Genomic DNA, 19,550 nt, shown 5'->3' on the forward strand with positions numbered 1-19,550 from the left:
GCGAGACCGGCACCGGAGCCGAGAGCGCCACCGCCGAGAAGCGCTTCGGCTACGACAGCGCCGGACGGCTCACCAGCGCCTCCTCACCCAAGGGCAACAACGCCTACGAGTACGACGACCGCGGCCAGCTGCTCAAGTCCACCGGCCCCTCGGGCGACGCCACCTACGCCTACAACCCCGACGGCCAGCTCACCACCCGCACCGACGCGGCGGGCACCGCGGCCTTCACCTATGTCCAGCGACGGCTCACCAGCGCCAAGGACCCGCTCACCGGAACCACCCAGAGCTATGGCTACGACGCCTCGGGGACGCTGGACCGGATCGGTTACGGCCCCGGCCAGAGCCGCTCCCTCAGCTACGACAACCTCGGGCGCCTAGACACCGACACCGTAAAGAACAGCGCGGGCCAGCCCCTGTCGTCCATCGACTACGGCTACGACGACGCCGACCGGCTCACCTCCAAGACCACCACGGGTGGCGCGAAACCGGGCGCCCAGACCTACGGATACGACCGGGCGGGACGGCTGACGTCCTGGACGGCCGAGGGCACCACCACCGACTACCGCTGGGACGACAGCGGCAACCGGACCAAGAACGGCACCAAGACCGCCACCTACGACGAACGCAACCGGCTGCTGTCGGACGGCGACTACAGCTACGACCACACCCCCCGGGGCACCCTGGCCACCCGTACCAGCTCCGGACTGACCGAGAACTACACCTTCGACGCCTTCGACCGCCTCACCCAGGCCGGGGAGTCGAACACCGCCTACACCTACGACTCCCTCGACCGGATCGCCTCGCGCGGCACGGCCGACTTCTCCTACGCGGGCCTGGCCCCCGACCCGGTGAAGGACCAGTCCGCCACCTACGGCCGGGGCGCCGCCCACGAACTCCTCGCCGTCGCCGAAGGCACGGGCCCCGCCCGGCTCACCCTGGACGACAAGCGCGGCGACATCACCGGCAGCCTCTCCGCCACCGACGGCGCGGCGACCACACTCGACGAATCCGCCGCCTACGACCCCTTCGGCCAGCGCCTCGGCACCGCCGACGTCTCCGGCAACGCGGGCTACCAGGGCGACTACACCGACCCGGCGACCGGTCAGACCTCGATGCACGCCCGCTGGTACGACCCCGGCACCGGCACCTTCGACTCCCGCGACGCCGCCCAGTACGCGGCGGGCGCCTCGATCCTCGCCAACCGCTACACCTACGGCGCCGGGGCCCCGACCAACTTCACCGACCCGGACGGCAACTGGCCCTGCTTCGGCCTCTGCAAAAAGATCGGCGGTGCCATCAAGAAGGTCGGCAGCGCGATCAAGAAGGTCGGCGGATTCATCGTCAAGACCGCGTCCTTCATCAGCCGGGCCTCGCTCTACTTCGTCCGCAACCCCTTCTCCGCGATGCGGATGCTCTACTCCGCCGTCGGCAGCGGCCTCAAGTGGCTCTACGAGCGGTCCGGCCTGAAGCGGGTCGTGGACGTGGCCCGCGGCGCCATCCGCTACGCCGCCGAGAGAACCGGGATCGGACGCTGGGCGAAGGACCGCCTGGAGGAGGCGAAACGGGCGGCCCGCATCCTCAAGGCCCAGATCACCAGAAAGGCCAGACAGGTCGCGGCCTACGTGGCCAAACACAATCCGATACCCGCGATCATCGCCGCGACCAAACCCCTGATGGCGGTGGCCAAGGCGGTCATCGCCGCCGTCCCCCACATACCGGCGCTGGTCGTCTCCGCCAGCCGTGACGTCATCGCCGATGTGGCCAGATCGGCCAACGCGATCCGTGAGGCCGCCGTCCAGAAGTTCGGCAGTGTCGTGGAGAGCGTGAGCGAGGCCGTCGACTGGGGCGCCGTCTGGGAAGGCGTCAAGGACGCGGGCGGAGTGATCGCCGAGATCACCGGCTTCAACGACCTCAAGAAATGCGTCACCAAGGGCGACCTGGAGGCATGCGCCTGGTCCGCCGCCACCCTCGTGGGCGCGGCGGCGGGCGGGGTCGGCGCGGTCGCGGTACGCGGCCTGCGCGCCGGCAAGACCGTGTCCCAACTCGCCCGGCGCACCGACGGCGCCGCGAACGCCGGGAAGCTGGAGAGGACCCGGGACACCGCCGAGCGGGTCGAGTCGGCGGTGGGCTGCGCGGAGACAGCCGCGGCGGTGACCGGCAACAGCTTCCTGCCCGGCACCAAGGTCCTGATGGCCGACGGCTCCCGCAAGCCCATCGAGAAGGTCCGCGAGGGCGACACCGTCCTGGCGACAGATCCGACGACGGGCAAGACCTCCCGCCAGAAGGTCACGGCCACGATCAAGGGGTCGGGTGCCAAGGACCTGGTCGAGGTGACCGTCGACCGCGACGGCCCGGGCGGCGCGGCTCCGGAGACGCTGACGGCGACGGTGGGTCACCCGTTCTGGGTGGGGTCCCTGGGTCGTTGGCTGAAGGCCGGTGAGCTGAAGCCTGGTCAGTGGCTGCGGACAGGCGCGGGGACGCGGGTCCAGGTGGAGGCGGTCCGGGGGTGGACACAGCGGGCCGCGGTCTACAACCTGACGGTGGACCGGGCGCATACCTACTATGCGCTGGCGGGGGCGACGCCGGTCCTCGTGCACAACTGTGGGGAAGCTGATGACGACTTGCTTGACTTCGCGGATAGGGCCTTGAATGTTAGGGCCGGGTCGCGGCCTAACGTCGCGACAAAGATCACGTCTGCTGATGGTCAGCACGTAAGGTTCGCCTACGCAATGGATTCACGCACTGGCACGATGCCTCCGCGAACGGCTAGGGCTGTTGCGGATTCGGGCCACCACGGTGGATGCGGAGAAGTGGGGTGTGCCATCAAGTTTGAGGAAGCCAAAATTCCCCTGGACGGGGCGACTTACCAATCAGTTGTTATTGGCGGCGGCGGCAGAGGGAAGGTATTTCCCATGGAGGCGCATGGTGAACTCCTAGACCCGTGCCCTGCCTGTCGAAGGTTCTTGCCCTTGATCGGAGGGCGTGGATGAGTTCCTCCATTCCGCCGCCTTTGCGCGTCGCGCTTCAGAATTTAAGACAGGTGCGGTCCGTGAAACCCCAGGTCGGAATTGAGACCGAAGAATTCGCGGCTTGGCGCGAACAGATAGCAGAGGCGCTGGAGGCGCTGGCTTTGGTCTTGATCTTCCCCGAAGACCGGGAGAGAGCGGCCGATGAAGCGAAGGCTGCGCGTGCTGAAGCAAGGCGAATTCGTTCCAGGCTGGATATACCGAGCTGAGCGGATCGCTTCCGTCGGCCCGTGAGGAAGATGATTGCGAGCACCGTCGCAGCCCCATCGAGCAATGGTTCGATGGGGCTGCGATGCCGTTAGACGGCAGTGCTCGGTCGGACCGCCGGGCGGTCGGTTGTCATTCCTCTGCGTCGCAGCCAGGTCTTCCTGACTCCTTCCCGGCGGGTGCATGCGAGGGGCGTGGCAGGCGTGCGCCCCTGGCCATGCCAGCTCCCCGGCTCCACGCGCGTACGCAACCCGATGGTCACCAGACCGGGCGAAGGAGTGGCCCTGATCACCTTCCACTGCCTACCATCATCTCGCCAGGGCTTTGTGAACCGCCGCACAATCACCTGCCGGGAGGCTCCCTTGCACCGCCGCCGTCGCACCGCCGTCGTTGTCACGAGCGCGCTCCTGCTCTCCGTCCCCCTGCTCGCCGCCTGTGGCAACGAGGCCCGGCCCGGGGCCGCCGCCGTGGTGGGAGGGGAGCGGATCGAGGTCGGGGCCGTGCAGTCCAAGGTGAAGGCCGTACGGGTGGCGCAGGAGAGGTCACCGCAGGCGGAGCAGTTGGTGAAGGACAGCGGGCAGCTCACCCGGGCCAAGTTGTACGACCTCATCGTGGCGCGGGTGGTGGAGAAGGCCGCCGAGGACGCCGGGGTGAGCGTCACACGCAAGGAAGTGCAGACGGGGCGGGCGCAGCTGGTGGGGCAGGCGGGTGGTGAGGAGCAGCTCGCCGCCATGTATCTCCAGCAGCGGGGGATCGCCCCCGGTCAGCTGGAGGACGTGGTACGGCGCGATGTGCTCGTCGGCAAGCTGGCCGAGGCGATCGGCGCCACCAACGGCCAGGAGGGGCAGCAGAAGCTGAACGCCGCCTTCAGCGCGGCCGCCGCCACGCTCGACATCGATGTGAACCCGCGGTTCGGGACGTGGAGCGACCAGGATCTGGCGCTCGGCGAGTACAAGGCGCCATGGATCACCCAGGTCACCCAGAGCCAGGGAGCGCCGGTCAGCGGCGCGTGAGAGGCCCGCGGGCGTGATGGGTTCACGGGGGTGTCCATCACGCCCGCGCCGCGAGGGACGCGTGGCCGCCGCCCCGCATCCCGCCCCGCCGTCACCCCGCACCCCCGAGGTACGTTCGAGGCGTGACCACTGACAACTCCGCCCCCGCCACCGCCCGTGTCGTGCTGCTGACCGCCAGCCACCGTGTCGCCCCGGGCCTGCTCTCCTGGCCCGCCTGGCAGATGCTGCGCCAGGCCGACCATGTGGTGTGCGCGGACCCCGCCCACCCCCAGCTGCCGTATCTGCGCGAGGCCGGTGTCGAGGTCGCCATCGGGGTGCCGGACGCCCGTGAGGTGATCGCCCTGGGTGGCACCGTCGTCGTCCTCGCCGCCGGGGAGGGGGAGCGGCACCTCACCGACGGGCTGGCGCGGCTGGCCGGGTCGGGGCGGGTGGAGATGCCGGAGCTGGAGTTGCTGCCCGGTTCGTACGATCTGCCGGGGGCCCGGCTGCTCGACCTGGTCGAGGTCATGGACCGGATCCGCGCCGAGTGTCCCTGGTCGTCCCGGCAGACCCATGAGGGGCTGGCCAAGTACGGGATCGAGGAGGCGTACGAACTGGTCGAGGCCATCGAGGCGGGCGACCGGGACGAGCTCCGCGAGGAACTCGGCGATGTCCTCCTCCAGGTCGTCTTCCACTCCGTCATCGCGAGCGAGGACGAGGAGGAGCCGTTCTCCATCGACGACGTCGCCGCCACCATCGTGGAGAAGCTGATCCACCGGCACCCCCATGTCTTCGGGGACGCGACCGCCGAGACCCCCGAGGACGTCAAGGCGCACTGGCTCCGTACCAAAGCGGTCGAGAAGCAGCGTGAGTCGGTCACCGACGGGATCCCTCTCGGTCAGCCGGGGCTGGCGCTCGCCACCAAGCTCGCCTCCCGGGTCCGGACGGCCGGTCTGGACGTCCCGCTTCCGGCCGGGGAGGGGCTCGGGTACGAACTGCTCGCCCTCGCCGCGCGCGCCGAGGCCGACGGGATCGACCCGGAGACCGCCCTGCGCGCGGCGGCACGGACGTACCGTGACGCCATCCGCGCGACGGAGACATCCGCGCGCGACGACGGCTGAACCGGACGGCGGCGGCTGAACCGGACGGCGGCGGCGCTGAGGTACGGACGGGCCGGAGCGTACGCCGTCGCGGCGGCCGGGTGAGTACGGTGGCCGCACCACTGTGCGGCGCGGGGGCGGGGGAGCCATGGACCGGGAACGTGAACTGATCGGGGCGGTCGCCCACCTCATCGTGGAGTACGAGCCCGGTACGGAGGTGATGGAGCTTCTGACCGACCTCCTCGGCGGTTCACGGGACCGGCTCCAGCGCATCCGCCTCGACTTCGACGACGAGACGACCTTCTCCCGTGGGCTGACCAGCCTGGCGGGTCTCGTCCGTGTCGCCGTGGACGATCTCGGGGTCGCCCGGGACCTGTGGGACCTGGTGACCATGGTGGGGGAGAACGCGCCGCCCGAGGCCGCGGGGGACTCGGCCGAACTCCGGCGCCGCCGGGCGGGGGAGGAGGCGGTGGCCCGCGTTCTCGGCACCGAGGCGGCGCACACCCGTGTCTCCCGCCTGCGGGATCCGGCGCCTGAGAGGACCAGGCGCACGGCTGACCGCAGGACGCCGCCCGCCGCCCGCCCTCAGCTCGGGGTCGAGGACGCCCATCGCGCGTACCAGCCCGGACACCGCCCGAGGGTCGAGGCCGACGGGTCCGCCCCGCCGCCCGCCCAGGACCCGCTGGGGGAGAAGCTCGGACGGTTGGAGCAGCAGCGGCCGTGGGTGGTCGAAGCGTCCGTCCGTGTCCCTTCTTATTACCGTCATGAAGAGAAGCTCAGGCGGTTGGAGCGGCAGGCGCTGGAGGACGACACGCGCTCCCCGCTCGACGCGGTGGACGACCCCGTCCACACCACCCACAACGACGTCTCCGGCGGTACCGTCCAGAGCCTCGTCCAGACCGGGCCCGTCGGCGCCCTCCATGTCCACGCCGCGCCCGGAGCCGAGCCGGATCTGCGTCCCGTCGCCGCGCTCGACCGGTTCGCCCTCGGGGCCCACCCCGTACGGCGGTTCAAGGGAGAAGGCGAGTTCACCGCCTACGTACACCGTGACGCGGACACCGAGCTGGGCGAGCTGGTCGCCGACCGGGAGAGCGCGCTGGTCCTGGTGACCGGTGAGCCGCTGGCCGGGAAGACGACCACCGCGTGGGCCGCGCTGCGGGCGCGGCTGCGGGAGGCGTCCGTCCACGCGCCGTCGCCCGGCGCCGATCTGCGGGAGCTGCCCGCGCGGCTGCGGGGGCGGGAGGGCCGGACGGTGCTCTGGCTGGACGACCTCGAACGGTATCTGGACGACCCCGGGCTCGATCCCGCCCTCCTCAACCAGCTCGCCGCCCTCGGTGTCCTCACCCTCGCCACCATGTCCGACGGCGCCTACGACCGGCACCGCTTCGGCGGCGCGACCACCGTCTCCCGGCTGCTCGGCATGGCCAGGACCGTCGAGGTCGGCGCCGACTGGAGCCCCGCCGAGCTGGCACGGCTCGCGGACGAGGACGAGCCCCGGCTGCGGGAGGCGGCCCGGCACCGGGGCGCCACCAGCGTCCCCCAGTACCTCGCCGTCGGCCCCGAGCTGTGGGCCGAGTGGCGCCGTGCCTGCCTCCCGCGCAACCGCCCGCACGGCTACGCCCTCGTCCGCGCCGCCATCGACCTGGGGCGCTGCGGTGTGAGTGACGGGGTCCCGGCCGAGAAGCTGCGCGCGCTGTCGGAACGGTACGGAGACGGGCTGCCCGGAACTTTCGACGACGCCCTCGACTGGGCGGCCGCGACCCGGCACGGGACCACCGGCCTCCTGGTGTCCGACGCGCCGGGCGACAGCGGTGCGGGGACCTGGCGGGCGTACGGCTCACTGGTCGCGGACGCGCTGGCGTCCGGGCAGACCGAGCCCATCCACGACAGTGCCCGGTTCGTCGCGCTCGGCATCCTGACGGGTCCGGCGCGCGAGCGCTGCCGGGAGGCCATCCGCGCGGTGTTCCTGCCCCGCGCCGAGGCGGGTGATCTCGACGCCATGCTCCTGCTCAGCGAGGTCTACGCGGACGATCGCGAGGAGTCGATGCGCTGGCTGGTGGCCATGGCGGACGCCGGTGACGTGGAGACGGCGGAGTTCCTGGGGGAGGAGTTGTACCAGAACGGTGAGACCACCCGGGCCATCGCCTATCTGGAGGCGGCGGCCGAGGGGGGAGGGCGCCATGCCCCGGGCGCGCTCGGCCGCCTCCATCTGGACCAGGCCCGGCTGTGGCTGGGCAGGGCGGCGGAGTCGGGAGACCTCTACGCGGCGGAGGCGCTCTTGTCCCTGCCGCCGGAGGAGGAGACCCCGGCGCCCAGGAGGCCTCCCCGCCGCCCCGGGCCCGCGTCCGGCGCCTGAGCGGGCAGCCCAGCGGGGGCCCGCCGGGCGGCCCGGATCCAGGCCCGGACCCCTCGCGCCGCCCGGCGGGGCGTACCGTGCCAGGGTGAGCAAGACGCCCGTACCCGCACTCTTCAGCTGGGAGTTCGCCAGCGATCCGTACCCGGCCTACGCCTGGCTCCGCCAGCACGCGCCGGTCCACCGCACCCAGCTTCCCAGCGGTGTCGAGGCCTGGCTGGTCACCCGGTACGCGGACGCCCGGCAGGCCCTCGCCGACCAGCGGCTGTCGAAGAACCCCGCCCACCATGACGAGCCCGCCCACGCCAAGGGCAAGACGGGCATCCCGGGCGAGCGCAAGGCCGAGCTGATGACCCATCTGCTCAATATCGACCCGCCGGACCACACCCGGCTGCGGCGGCTGGTCGCCAAGGCGTTCACCCCCCGGCGGGTGGCCGCCTTCGCCCCCCGGGTGCAGGAGCTGACCGACCGGCTGATCGACGGCTTCGCCGGGCGCGGCGAGGCCGACCTCATCCATGAGTTCGCCTTCCCGCTGCCGATCTACGCGATCTGCGATCTGCTCGGGGTGCCCGCCGAGGACCAGGACGACTTCCGGGACTGGGCCGGGATGATGATCCGCCACGGCGGCGGGCCGCGCGGCGGGGTCGCGCGCTCGGTGAAGATGATGCGCGGCTATCTGCTCGATCTCATCCACCGCAAGCGCGGTGACCTCGGCGACGATCTGATCTCCGGGCTGATCCGGGCCAGCGACCACGGCGAGCACCTCAGCGAGAACGAGGCCGCCGCCATGGCCTTCATCCTCCTCTTCGCCGGGTTCGAGACCACGGTCAACCTCATCGGGAACGGTACGTACGCACTGCTGCGCAACCCCGCTCAGCGCGCCCTGCTCCAGGACTCCCTGGCCGCCGGGGAGAGCGAACTGCTGGAGACCGGGGTGGAGGAGCTGCTCCGCTACGACGGGCCGGTGGAGATGGCGACCTGGCGGTTCGCCACCGAGCCGCTGACGATCGGCGGGCAGGAGATCGCGGCGGGCGATCCCGTTCTCGTGGTGCTGGCCGCCGCCGACCGGGATCCCGAGCGCTTCCCCGGGCCCGACGTCCTCGATCTGGCGCGCCGGGACAACCAGCACCTCGGTTACGGGCACGGCATCCACTACTGCCTGGGCGCGCCCCTGGCCCGGCTGGAGGGACAGACCGCCCTCGCCACCCTGCTGCGGCGGCTGCCCGATCTGCGGCTCGCGGCGGACCCGGACGAGCTGCGCTGGCGCGGCGGGCTGATCATGCGGGGGCTGCGGACACTTCCGGTGACGTTCACTCCGGAGGAGCCGCGCTGACGTTCACTCCGGAGGAGCCGCGCTGACGTTCCGTCCGGAGCGGCCCTGACGCTCCGTCCGCAGGAGCCGCGCGTGGTGTCGGCCACACCCGAGGCGCCCGGAGAACCCCCGGACAGGGCGGCGCCGTAACCTCCCGTACCCCTCGGAGCGTCGGTACGGGACGGCCGCCGGGGAGCGGTGAACGCCCGGGAAATCAGGGTGTGGAAGGGGAGTGGGTCCTTCCGTAGCCGGGCCGCTCCCGGTCGCCGTGACCCTCTGAGCTGACGCGATGTCATATCTGTGACATTGACGTGATCTCCGCTGCATCGCCTTGTGACATCCGTTCGACTGCCGCTACCTTCATCGCCGTCTCAGCAGTCTCGCGAAAGGCAACCAGATGCTCTCCGGGAATGGCCGGCATCGCCGACCCCGACAAGTGCCCGCCCTCGTCGTCGCGGCGGGGGTGACCGGTTCCGCCATCGCGCTCCCCCTGCTGGGCGCCGGGTCGGCGACGGCGGCGGAGTCCACCACGTGGGACCGCGTCGCCGAGTGCGAGAGCGGGGGGCTGTGGAGCGCGGACACCGGTAACGGCTACTACGGCGGGCTCCAGCTCTCCCAGAAGACCTGGGAGGAGTTCGGCGGCGACCAGTACGCCTCGCGCGCCGACCTGGCCAGCCGCTCGCAGCAGATAGCCGTCGCCGAGAAGGTCCTCGCGGCCCGTGGCGCCGAGGCGTGGGCGGCCTGCGCGAAGATCGCCGGTCTGCCGCTGCCGGGTGAGTCCGGGAAGACCGGCACGCCGGACGGGGCCGAGAAGCCCGCGACCGGCGGCACCGGCACGGGTGACCAGGACAGTAAGGCCGATAAGGCCGAAAGTACGGACAAGGCCGACAAGAGTGTCGGGGCCGACGTGAAGAAGGAGAAGGAGAAGAAGGGGGAGGAGTCCCCCTCCTCTTCTCCCGCTTCCCCCTCTCCCGCGCGTACGGAGTCCCAGAGCCCGGCCCCCTCCACCGCTCCCACCCAGGGTGTCGGAAGCGGCGCGGACCGCGACCCGGCCGCCGGGACCGGCAAGCACCGCGGTCAGCCCGCCCCCGAGGGGACGACGCCCGAGGGCGCCACCCCGGACCCGTCCGCCACCGCGCCGGAGGCCGGGACGGGCACTCCGGCGGAGGGCACGGACGGCGCAGACGGCACAGACAGCACGAGCGGTGTCGACGACCGCGCGGCCGACGCCGGGCATGCCTCCCGTGGCGGGGGCGGTGCCCGTGACGGCGCGCCCGGTGGGGTCGGTGGCGGTACGGAGGGCGCCGAGGGCGCCGCGCCGGGCGGGAAGGTCTCGCCGTCCTCGTACACCGTCCGCTCCGGCGACAGCCTCTGGGGCATCGCCGAGCGCGAGGGAGCCGACGGCGGGTGGGTCACCCTCTACGAGAAGAACAAGAAGGTCGTCGGGGACGATCCCGATCTGATCCACCCGGGCCAGAAGCTCGATCTCAGCGTCTCCTAGCGGGAGTTCGCACGCGATTCCCGTTCGATTCGCCGCTCTTTGTCCGGTTATGTAGAAGTGAGATAAGCATCTCTTCGGCCCGTTCGGGGCCGACTTCGATCCGGAATTGGCGATTCCGCTCCCGACCTGCGGAAACGCGGCCAAGCGGAGCGGCGAGATGGGCGATTTCTCCCCGATGTCCTTCCTTGGGCATCGGGGAGGGCTGTGCTTAAGGTCTGACCGCTCGCCACCGCGGGCACCGTCGACCGTCACGCCGAATCCTGCCGTCGGTCGGGGGGATCTCGTCGCGTACAGCGCCGAAGGCAGGAGCGGGGGACCCAGGTAAGTGCCGGTCCCGGCCGTCGCCCAGCGACGGCCGACACACCGGCTTGGGGTGAAGTCGCGCGACAGCGCGGCCGGACAACTCACTTGGTCCGAACCCGACAGCTCACCTCGCAGGCGTCGGTGAGGAGTCGAACCATGCTGTTCTCCGGCAAGGGCAAGCACCGTCGCGCCGCCAAGGCCACCCGTTTCGTCGCGTTCGCCGGTCTCACCGGTGCCGCCATCGCCGCGCCGCTCGTCGGCGCCACCACCGCCTCGGCCGCCACCGCCTCTGAGTGGGACGCCGTCGCCCAGTGCGAGTCCGGCGGCAACTGGTCCATCAACACCGGCAACGGCTACTACGGCGGCCTCCAGTTCTCCGCCTCCACCTGGGCCGCCTACGGCGGCACGGCCTACGCCTCCACTGCCGACCAGGCGAGCAAGGCCCAGCAGATCGAGATCGCCGAGAAGGTCCTCGCGGGCCAGGGCAAGGGCGCCTGGCCGAGCTGTGGTGTCGGCCTGTCCAGCGCCTCCTACGACGGCGGCGCCGCCGAGGCCCCCGCCGAGCAGCAGCAGCAGGCCGCCGAGGCCCCGGCGCAGGAGCGCACCGAGAAGCGCGCCGAGGAGGCCCCGGCCAGCCGGTCCGCCGAGCGCACCGAGGCGCCCGCCGCCACGGCGACCACGCCCGAGGGCGTGACCTTCCTCAAGGGCGACGGCGAGTACGAGGTCAAGGAGGGCGACACCCTCAGCAAGATCGCCGAGGCCGAGAAGGTCGCGGGGGGCTGGGAGAAGGTCTTCTCGCTCAACGAGGACATCGTGAAGGACGCCGATGTCATCTACCCGGGCCAGCTTCTCCACCTGAGCTAGGTCCTGTCCGCCCGGACAGGAGCTGAGCCCGCACCAGCGCGCCGTGGCCCCGCCCCACCCCGGGCGGGGCCACGCCGTTGTGGGCGGGCCGTTCCGCCCGGCGAGACCCCCATCGCCCCGGGCGGAAGCCGTGCCCACCCCCGGGCGGCGCCCGGTACCCCCGGGCGGCGGTTACCCGGCGGTAGGGATTAGGGTGATTCGTCCCATGGAGCTGGGCTTCATGCCCTTTTTCGTCCCAGCGGGCGGGCAACCGGCCAGACCACCCCCCTCGCCGGTTAGGCTCTTGCCGCAAGCCATAGAGACCCTCATCGCCACGCGTCACATCCCAGAAGGAGATGCTCGTGCCGTCCATCGACGTCGTCGTAGCCCGGGAAATCCTGGACTCCCGAGGCAACCCCACGGTCGAGGTCGAGGTTGGCCTCGACGACGGGAGCACCGGTCGTGCTGCCGTTCCGTCCGGCGCCTCCACCGGTGCGTTCGAGGCCCTGGAGCTTCGCGACGGTGACCAGAACCGTTACCACGGCAAGGGCGTGGAGAAGGCCGTCCTCGCCGTCATCGAGCAGATCGGCCCGGAGCTGGTCGGCTATGACGCCACCGAGCAGCGCCTGATCGACCAGGCGATGTTCGACCTGGACGCCACGCCGGACAAGTCCTCGCTCGGCGCCAACGCCATCCTCGGTGTCTCCCTCGCGGTGGCGCACGCCGCCTCCGAGGCCAGCGACCTGCCGCTGTTCCGCTACCTCGGCGGTCCGAACGCGCACCTGCTGCCCGTGCCGATGATGAACATCCTCAACGGTGGTTCCCACGCGGACTCCAACGTCGACATCCAGGAGTTCATGATCGCGCCCATCGGGGCCGAGTCGTTCTCCGAGGCGCTCCGCTGGGGCACCGAGGTGTACCACACCCTCAAGAAGGTCCTGAAGCAGAAGGGCCTGTCCACCGGCCTCGGCGACGAGGGCGGTTTCGCGCCGAACCTCGACTCCAACCGTGCCGCCCTGGACCTGATCCTGGAGGCCGTCAAGGAGGCCGGCTACGCCCCGGGCAAGGACATCGCGCTCGCCCTGGACGTCGCCGCGTCCGAGTTCTACAAGGACGGCGTCTACACCTTCGAGGGCAAGGCCCGCTCGGCCGCCGACATGATCGAGTACTACGCCGAGCTGGTCGAGGCGTACCCGCTGGTCTCCATCGAGGACCCGCTGTTCGAGGACGACTGGGCGGGCTGGAAGGCCATCACCGACAAGCTCGGCGCCAAGGTCCAGCTGGTCGGCGACGACCTCTTCGTCACCAACCCGGAGCGGCTGGCCCGGGGCATCGACGAGGGTTCCGCCAACGCCCTGCTGGTCAAGGTCAACCAGATCGGTTCGCTGACCGAGACCCTGGACGCCGTCGAGCTGGCCCAGCGCAGCGGCTTCAAGTGCATGATGTCCCACCGCTCCGGTGAGACCGAGGACGTCACCATCGCCGACCTCGCCGTCGCAACCAACTGCGGCCAGATCAAGACCGGCGCCCCGGCCCGTTCCGAGCGCGTCGCGAAGTACAACCAGCTGCTGCGTATCGAGGAGATCCTCGACGACGCCGCGGTCTACGCGGGCCGCAGCGCCTTCCCGCGTTTCAAGGGCTGACGACCGCGCGGGTGACACACGGCCGGGTCCGCCCCGGCCCGTACGTCACCCGCCGGGCGCCGCAACGTCGCCCACCGGCTTCCCCGCGTCCCCGGCCACGGTCCCGTACCGTGTCCGGGGACGTACGCATAGGAGGGGCCGCGCGGCCCCAGGGGAGGCGGGACCACATGGCCGGGAAGGACCGCGACCGGTTCTCCACCGCGACCAGACTGCGGCTGCTCGGCGAGCAGACCGCCGCCCGTGTCTACCGCTCCCAGAACCGCCGCCAGGACCGCCGCTCCCGGCTCACCGGCCGGGCGGCCTTCCTGGCGCTGGTGGTCTGCTCGCTGGTGGTCGCGCTCGCCTATCCGATGCGGCAGTACGTGTCGCAGCGCGGCGAGATGGCGGAGCAGCGGGAACGGATGGCGGAGGCGGAGCGCCAGGTCGAACGGCTGCGGGACGAGAAGGCCCGGCTCCGCGACGACCTCTATGTGCAGCGGCTGGCCCGGGAGCACCTCCACTATGTGCTGCCCGGCGAGGTCGGCTTCACGATGATCGACCCGGAGGCCACCGAGGATCCGCGCCGTGAGGCCGACGGTGCGGAGCGGCCCTGGTACTCCCATGTCTGGGAGGGCGTCGACAGCGCCGACCAGCGCTGATCGCGAGCACCGGCCGGGCCCGCGCTGCCCCCGCCCCCGCCTCACCGGATCGCTCCCGTCCCACCGGATCACCCCGCCCACCGCGCCGCCCGCCCGGTCTCGTTTTCCGTCCCCGTACGCGGCCGTGAGAACGTAGAAGGACAGAGAACCGCGAGAGCCCAAGGCAGGCATGGAAACCCCTCCTCCCACCACCGAACCGACCGAGCCGACCGACGCCGACATCGCCGCGTTCAGCGAGCAGCTCGGCAGGCCGCCGCGCGGTCTGCGGGCCATCGCGCACCGCTGCCCCTGCGGTCAGCCGGACGTGGTCGAGACCGCGCCCCGGCTGCCGGACGGCACGCCCTTCCCGACGCTGTACTACCTGACCTGCCCCCGGGCCGCGTCGGCGATCGGCACGCTGGAGGCCAACGGCGTGATGAAGGAGATGAGCGAGCGGCTGGCCACCGACCCCGAGCTGGCCGCCGCCTACCGCCGTGCGCATGAGGACTACATCCAGCGCCGGGACGCGATCGAGGTGCTGGAGGGCTTCCCGAGCGCGGGGGGCATGCCGGACCGGGTGAAGTGCCTCCATGTCCTGGTCGGGCACTCCCTCGCGGCGGGTCCCGGGGTGAACCCCCTGGGGGACGAGGCCATCGCGATGCTGCCGGAGTGGTGGCGCAAGGGCCCCTGTGTCTCGCCGTGCGCTCCGGCGCCGGAGACCGCCACGGGCGCCAGTGCCTGAGTCACCCCGTAAGAACCCCTCCTCCCGTCCTCAGGAGCGCCCGCCCATGAATCGCGTCGCCGCCATCGACTGCGGCACCAACTCGATCCGACTCCTCGTCGCCGATGTGGACCCGCACGCGGGCACGGTGTCCGAGCTGGACCGCCGGATGACCATCGTCCGGCTGGGCCAGGGGGTCGACCGCACCGGACGGCTGGCGCCCGAGGCGCTGGAGCGGACCTTCGCCGCGTGCCGTGAGTACGCCGCCGTGATCGAGGAGCTGGGTGCCGAGCGGGTGCGTTTCGTCGCCACCTCCGCCTCCCGTGACGCGGAGAACCGGGACGATTTCGTCCGGGGTGTGGTCGACATCCTCGGGGTCGAGCCCGAGGTGGTCACCGGTGACCGGGAGGCCGCGTTCTCCTTCACCGGCGCCACCATGGAACTCCCCGGTGACCAGGAGCGGCTGGTGGTGGACATCGGTGGCGGCTCCACCGAGATGGTCCTCGGCCGCCGCGAGGTGGAGGCCGCGCGCTCGGTCGACATCGGCTGTGTCCGGCTCACCGAGCGCCATATCCGGCATGATCCGCCGACCCGGGCGGAGATCACGGCGGTCCGCGCCGACATCGAGGCGGCGCTCGACCTGGTGGAGCGGACCGTGCCGCTGACGGGGGTGACCACGCTGGTGGGGCTGGCCGGCTCGGTGACCACGGTCGCCGGTATCGCGCTCGGTCTCCCGGCGTATGACTCCGCCGCGATCCACCACGCCCGGATCTCCTCCGGGCGGGTGGCCGAGATCGCCGGGATGCTGGTGGACTCGACCCACGAGGAGCGCGCGGCGATCCCGGTGATGCACGAGGGCCGGGTGGACGTCATCATCGCCGGGGCGCTGATCCTGCTGGCGATCATGGAGCGGACCGGGGCCGCTGAGGTGGTCGTGAGCGAGCACGACATCCTCGACGGCATCGCGATCGAGGCGGCGGACGAGGCGTACCGGGCCCGTTAGGGCCTGTCTGACGGGCCCTGGGCCCGCCTGGTGTCCGGGGGCCGTCCGGATCCGCCCACCCGGGGCGGCTCCGGGACTCCGGGAGGGCCCCGGCGCACCGATCCGGCGCCGACCGGGCACCGATCCGCGACCGGTCGGGCACCGGTCGGGTCGATTGGCTGGCCCGATCGAATGGATTCGGCTGCGGAATAACCCCTGACGGGGGGCCTGCCAGAGGCTCCGGCGGAGCCCGATCCGGGTCCCGGAGGACACCTGGCGAAGTAACTTCGTGAAGTTCTTCACAAGGAAAACGGCCCTGATGAGTGTGCTGGAGGGCCGAAAGGCCCCCGTTCGGGGGCCGTTGGACCCAAGTAAGGCTCAAGTGAAGTGTGAGAGGCGTGTTTCCGCCGTGTGAACCCCCCGGGTGGTCCACCCGGGAAAGTCGCTGAAGGTCCAGCTCACGGGGGGTTTCCAACGTCCTGGCGGGGTCCGTGGTTCCCTCGGAGGGCCATGACCTCCGTCACGTGGGCGGGGCAGTGTAGCAGAGGCATGTCGACTTCTTGTGAAGGGGCTCACGAGCACCCCCTGTCAGGGGGGTGGATACTCGATGGCATGAGCACCACGGAGCGTCCCAGGATCCTCGTAGTAGGCGGTGGATACGTTGGCCTGTACGCGGCGCGCCGCATTCTGAAGAAGATGCGGTACGGCGAGGCGACCGTCACGGTCGTCGACCCGCGCTCGTACATGACGTATCAGCCCTTCCTTCCCGAAGCCGCCGCCGGCAGCATCTCGCCCCGGCATGTCGTCGTCCCGCTGCGACGCGTGCTGCCCAAGGCGGAGGTGCTCACCGGCCGGGTCACCAGCATCGACCAGGACCGCAAGGTCGCGATGGTCTCTCCGCTCGTGGGCGAGGCGTACGAGCTGCCCTTCGACTACCTGGTGATCGCGCTCGGCGCGGTCTCCCGGACCTTCCCGATCCCCGGCCTGGCCGAGCAGGGCATCGGTATGAAGGGCATCGAGGAGGCCATCGGTCTCCGCAACCACGTGCTCGAACAGCTCGACAAGGCCGACTCCACCACCGATGAGGAGGTCCGCCGCAAGGCGCTGACCTTCGTCTTCGTGGGCGGTGGCTTCGCCGGTGCCGAGACCATCGGCGAGGTGGAGGACCTGGCCCGCGACGCGGCCAAGTACTACCGCAACGTGAAGCGCGAGGACATGCGCTTCATCCTCGTCGACGCCGCCGACAAGATCCTTCCCGAGGTCGGGCCGAAGCTCGGCGCGTACGGCAAGGAGCACCTGGAGAGCCGTGGGGTGGAGATCTACCTCCAGACCTCCATGGACTCCTGCGTCGACGGCCACGTGGTGCTCAAGAACGGCCTGGAGGTCGACTCCCACACCATCGTGTGGACCGCGGGCGTCAAGCCCAACCCGGCGCTGGCCCGCTTCGGTCTGCCGCTCGGTCCCCGTGGGCATGTGGACACCTCCACCACGCTCCAGGTGCAGGGCTCCGACTACATCTGGGCCGCGGGCGACAACGCCCAGGTCCCGGACGTGGCCGCCCGCAAGGCCGGGGTCGAGAACGCCTGGTGCCCGCCGAACGCCCAGCACGCGCTGCGTCAGGCGAAGGTCCTCGGCGACAACGTGATCTCCGGTATGCGGGGCTTCCCGCAGAAGGAGTACAGCCACGCCAACAAGGGCGCCGTGGCCGGTCTCGGGGTCCACAAGGGCGTCGCGATGATCGTCATGGGCAAGACCAAGATCAAGCTCAAGGGCCGGCTGGCCTGGTACATGCACCGTGGCTACCACGGCATGGCCATGCCGACCTGGAACCGGAAGATCCGCGTCTTCGCCGACTGGACGCTCCAGATGTTCCTCAAGCGCGAGGTCGTCTCGCTCGGCGCGATCCAGTCGCCGCGCGAGGAGTTCTACGAGGCGGCCAAGCCGTCGCCGCCGCCCGCGGCCGTCGCCGAGCCGGAGAAGGCCAAGGCGTCCTGACGCCGTCGCGTCGCTCCGGCACCTGACCTGAAGGGCCGTCCGCCATCCGTGGTGCGGGCGGCCCTTCGTGCTGCCCACGCGCCGAAGGGCCCCGCGCGCCCTTCGTACCGCCCATGCGCCGCGGCCCCTCATGCTGCCCGCGGCCCCGAAGGGCCCCGCGCCCCGAAGGACCCCGAGGGGCGAAGGGGCCCCGCGCGCCGAAGGGCCCCGCGCGCCGAAAGGCGGCCCCCCTCACACCGCCCGCGTACGGACCGGCCGGGCGCCGGAGTGCCGCCACCACCGCCGAGGGGGAGAGATGGATACGGGATGGGCCGGGCGTGGGCGGGGAGTCCTAACCTCGCGTCGGGGCAGGGGCTCAGCCGTGCGGGGGGCTCCTGACGTATTCCGTGCGTGATCACGCCACCGCGGGAAGCACCCACAGTGCCCACCACGTTCCCCGGGGGACGCTCCATGGAACAAGTTCTCCGGGCTCGCTCCCGGAGAACGGCGCGTGGAGCACCCCGCAGCGTGAACACCCTCAGGGAGGTACGCACCATGGCACATGCCGCCTCGCGGTTGACCGGTCTCGTCGAAGAGCTGTTCGGCGCCCCCCTCCCCCTCCGCGTCCGGGCCTGGGACGGCTCCGAGTCCGGTCCTCCGGGCACCCCCGTGCTCGTCGTACGGCACCGCCGGGCTCTGCGCCGGCTGTTGTGGCAGCCGGACGAACTGGGACTGGTACGGGGCTGGGTCGCGGGCGAGCTGGATGTGGAGGGGGACCTGTACACCGCGCTGGAACTGCTCACCTGCGTCGTCCCCGACGACGGCGCCCCCGCCGGGACCAGCCGGAAGCTCTCCTGGCCGCGCGCCCTGCTCGATCCGGGGCTGCGCGCCGCCGTGCGCGGGCTGATCGGCCTCGCGGGCCCGCTGCCGCCCCCGGCCCCGCCCGCCGAGGAGGTACGGCGCAGGAGCGGCTCCTCGCACACCAAGCGCCGTGACCGCCAGGCCATCAGCCACCACTACGACGTGGGCAACGCCTTCTACGAGAAGGTGCTCGGCCCGTCGATGGTCTACTCCTGCGCCTACTGGGAGGCGGGCGGCACCCTGGAGGAGGCCCAGCGCGCCAAGCTCGACCTGGTCTGCCGCAAGCTGGCGCTGCGGCCCGGCCAGCGGCTGCTGGAGGTCGGCTGCGGCTGGGGCTCGATGGCGATGCACGCGGCGGCCGAGTACGGCGCCCGGGTCACCGGGGTCACCCTCTCCCGGGAGCAGGCCGCCCACGCCCGCAAGCGGATCGCCGACGCCGGGCTGACCGATCTGATCGACATCCGGGTGCAGGACTACCGGGACGTCGACGACGGCCCCTACGACGCCATCTCCTCCATCGGCATGGCCGAACACGTCGGCTCGGTGCGCTACCAGGAGTACGCCGAGCGGCTGCACCGGCTTCTGGTCCCGGGGGGACGGCTGCTCAACCACCAGATCGCCCGCCGCCCCGAGCGGGACGAGTCGGCGTACCAGGTGGACACCTTCATCGACCACTACGTCTTCCCGGACGGGGAGCTGTCCCCGGTCGGCGCTACGGTCGGCGCCCTGGAGACGGCCGGGTTCGAGGTCCGTGACGTGGAGTCGATCCGGGAGCACTACGCCCTCACCCTGCGCCGCTGGGTGGCCAATCTGGAGGACGGCTGGCTCACGGCGGTCCGCCACAGCTCCCCGGGCCGGGCCCGGGTCTGGCGGCTCTATATGGCCGCCTCCGCGCTGGCCTTCGAGTGCAACCGGATCGGCGTCAACCAGATCATGGCGGTGAAGACCGCGCCCAACGGCTCCTCGGGGCTGCCGCTGCGCACCCGTACCTGGACCGCCGACTGACCTTCCGTACCCGCTGCCTGTCGCCGCGCTACCCCCGTTCGTACCGTCCGTACGCGACGTTCGTCGCGCGTACGCGTACGGGCGCGGACGGAGACGGAAAGGGCACGGGC

General features: G+C 71.5%; 14 protein-coding genes and 1 riboswitch. All 14 genes read left to right on the forward strand.

The genetic code is table 11. The annotated features are described in order from the left end of the window. On the forward strand, window positions 1-2,990 hold a 2,990-nt coding region (locus ACFVIM_RS20020; protein ID WP_384302987.1), incomplete at its 5' end, for a polymorphic toxin-type HINT domain-containing protein. Beyond that, window positions 2,987-3,235: a hypothetical protein gene (locus ACFVIM_RS20025; RefSeq protein ID WP_384302989.1), complete on the forward strand. Its 249-nt coding sequence runs from the start codon at window positions 2,987-2,989 to the stop codon at window positions 3,233-3,235. The genes ACFVIM_RS20020 and ACFVIM_RS20025, both read left to right, overlap by 4 nt. 360 nt (window positions 3,236-3,595) lie before the next feature. Then, window positions 3,596-4,246, forward strand: a complete 651-nt coding sequence (locus ACFVIM_RS20030) for a SurA N-terminal domain-containing protein (protein WP_384302991.1) — start codon at window positions 3,596-3,598, stop codon at window positions 4,244-4,246. Window positions 4,247-4,368: 122 nt separating this feature from the next. Continuing rightward, window positions 4,369-5,346, forward strand: coding sequence for a nucleoside triphosphate pyrophosphohydrolase (locus ACFVIM_RS20035; protein WP_384302993.1), 978 nt, complete (start codon window positions 4,369-4,371; stop codon window positions 5,344-5,346). 127 nt (window positions 5,347-5,473) lie between these two features. Beyond that, the gene (locus tag ACFVIM_RS20040) at window positions 5,474-7,681 is read left to right on the forward strand and encodes a hypothetical protein (RefSeq protein WP_384302995.1); all 2,208 of its coding nucleotides are present in this window, start codon (window positions 5,474-5,476) and stop codon (window positions 7,679-7,681) included. An 85-nt stretch (window positions 7,682-7,766) separates the two neighbouring features. After that, on the forward strand, window positions 7,767-9,011 hold the full coding sequence (locus ACFVIM_RS20045; protein WP_384302997.1) for a cytochrome P450: 1,245 nt from the start codon (window positions 7,767-7,769) through the stop codon (window positions 9,009-9,011). Between the two features lie 415 nt (window positions 9,012-9,426). Further along, window positions 9,427-10,491 (forward strand): transglycosylase family protein, encoded by a 1,065-nt coding sequence (locus ACFVIM_RS20050; protein WP_384302999.1) that lies wholly within the window; start codon window positions 9,427-9,429, stop codon window positions 10,489-10,491. Between the two features lie 284 nt (window positions 10,492-10,775). Further along, window positions 10,776-10,947: riboswitch (cyclic di-AMP (ydaO/yuaA leader) on the forward strand. Between the two features lie 3 nt (window positions 10,948-10,950). Continuing rightward, entirely contained in the window at window positions 10,951-11,658 is a 708-nt protein-coding gene (locus ACFVIM_RS20055; RefSeq protein WP_384303001.1) for a transglycosylase family protein, read from the forward strand. Between the two features lie 335 nt (window positions 11,659-11,993). Next, on the forward strand, window positions 11,994-13,280 hold the full coding sequence (gene eno, locus ACFVIM_RS20060; protein WP_384303003.1) for a phosphopyruvate hydratase: 1,287 nt from the start codon (window positions 11,994-11,996) through the stop codon (window positions 13,278-13,280). A 167-nt stretch (window positions 13,281-13,447) separates the two neighbouring features. After that, entirely contained in the window at window positions 13,448-13,918 is a 471-nt protein-coding gene (locus tag ACFVIM_RS20065; RefSeq protein WP_384303005.1) for a septum formation initiator family protein, read from the forward strand. A 169-nt stretch (window positions 13,919-14,087) separates the two neighbouring features. Further along, window positions 14,088-14,639 carry a DUF501 domain-containing protein gene (locus ACFVIM_RS20070; protein ID WP_384303007.1) on the forward strand — a complete coding sequence of 184 codons (552 nt, stop codon included), beginning with the start codon at window positions 14,088-14,090 and terminating at the stop codon, window positions 14,637-14,639. A 46-nt stretch (window positions 14,640-14,685) separates the two neighbouring features. Further along, window positions 14,686-15,621, forward strand: coding sequence for an exopolyphosphatase (locus ACFVIM_RS20075; protein WP_384303009.1), 936 nt, complete (start codon window positions 14,686-14,688; stop codon window positions 15,619-15,621). 591 nt (window positions 15,622-16,212) lie between these two features. Next, a complete protein-coding gene (locus ACFVIM_RS20080; protein ID WP_384303011.1) occupies window positions 16,213-17,595 on the forward strand; it encodes an NAD(P)/FAD-dependent oxidoreductase in 1,383 nt (460 codons plus the stop codon). A 534-nt stretch (window positions 17,596-18,129) separates the two neighbouring features. After that, window positions 18,130-19,440, forward strand: coding sequence for a class I SAM-dependent methyltransferase (locus ACFVIM_RS20085; protein WP_384303013.1), 1,311 nt, complete (start codon window positions 18,130-18,132; stop codon window positions 19,438-19,440). Window positions 19,441-19,550: the final 110 nt, after the last annotated feature.

Origin of the sequence: Streptomyces sp. NPDC057638, assembly GCF_042800315.1 — a bacterium.
GTDB lineage: Bacteria > Actinomycetota > Actinomycetes > Streptomycetales > Streptomycetaceae > Streptomyces.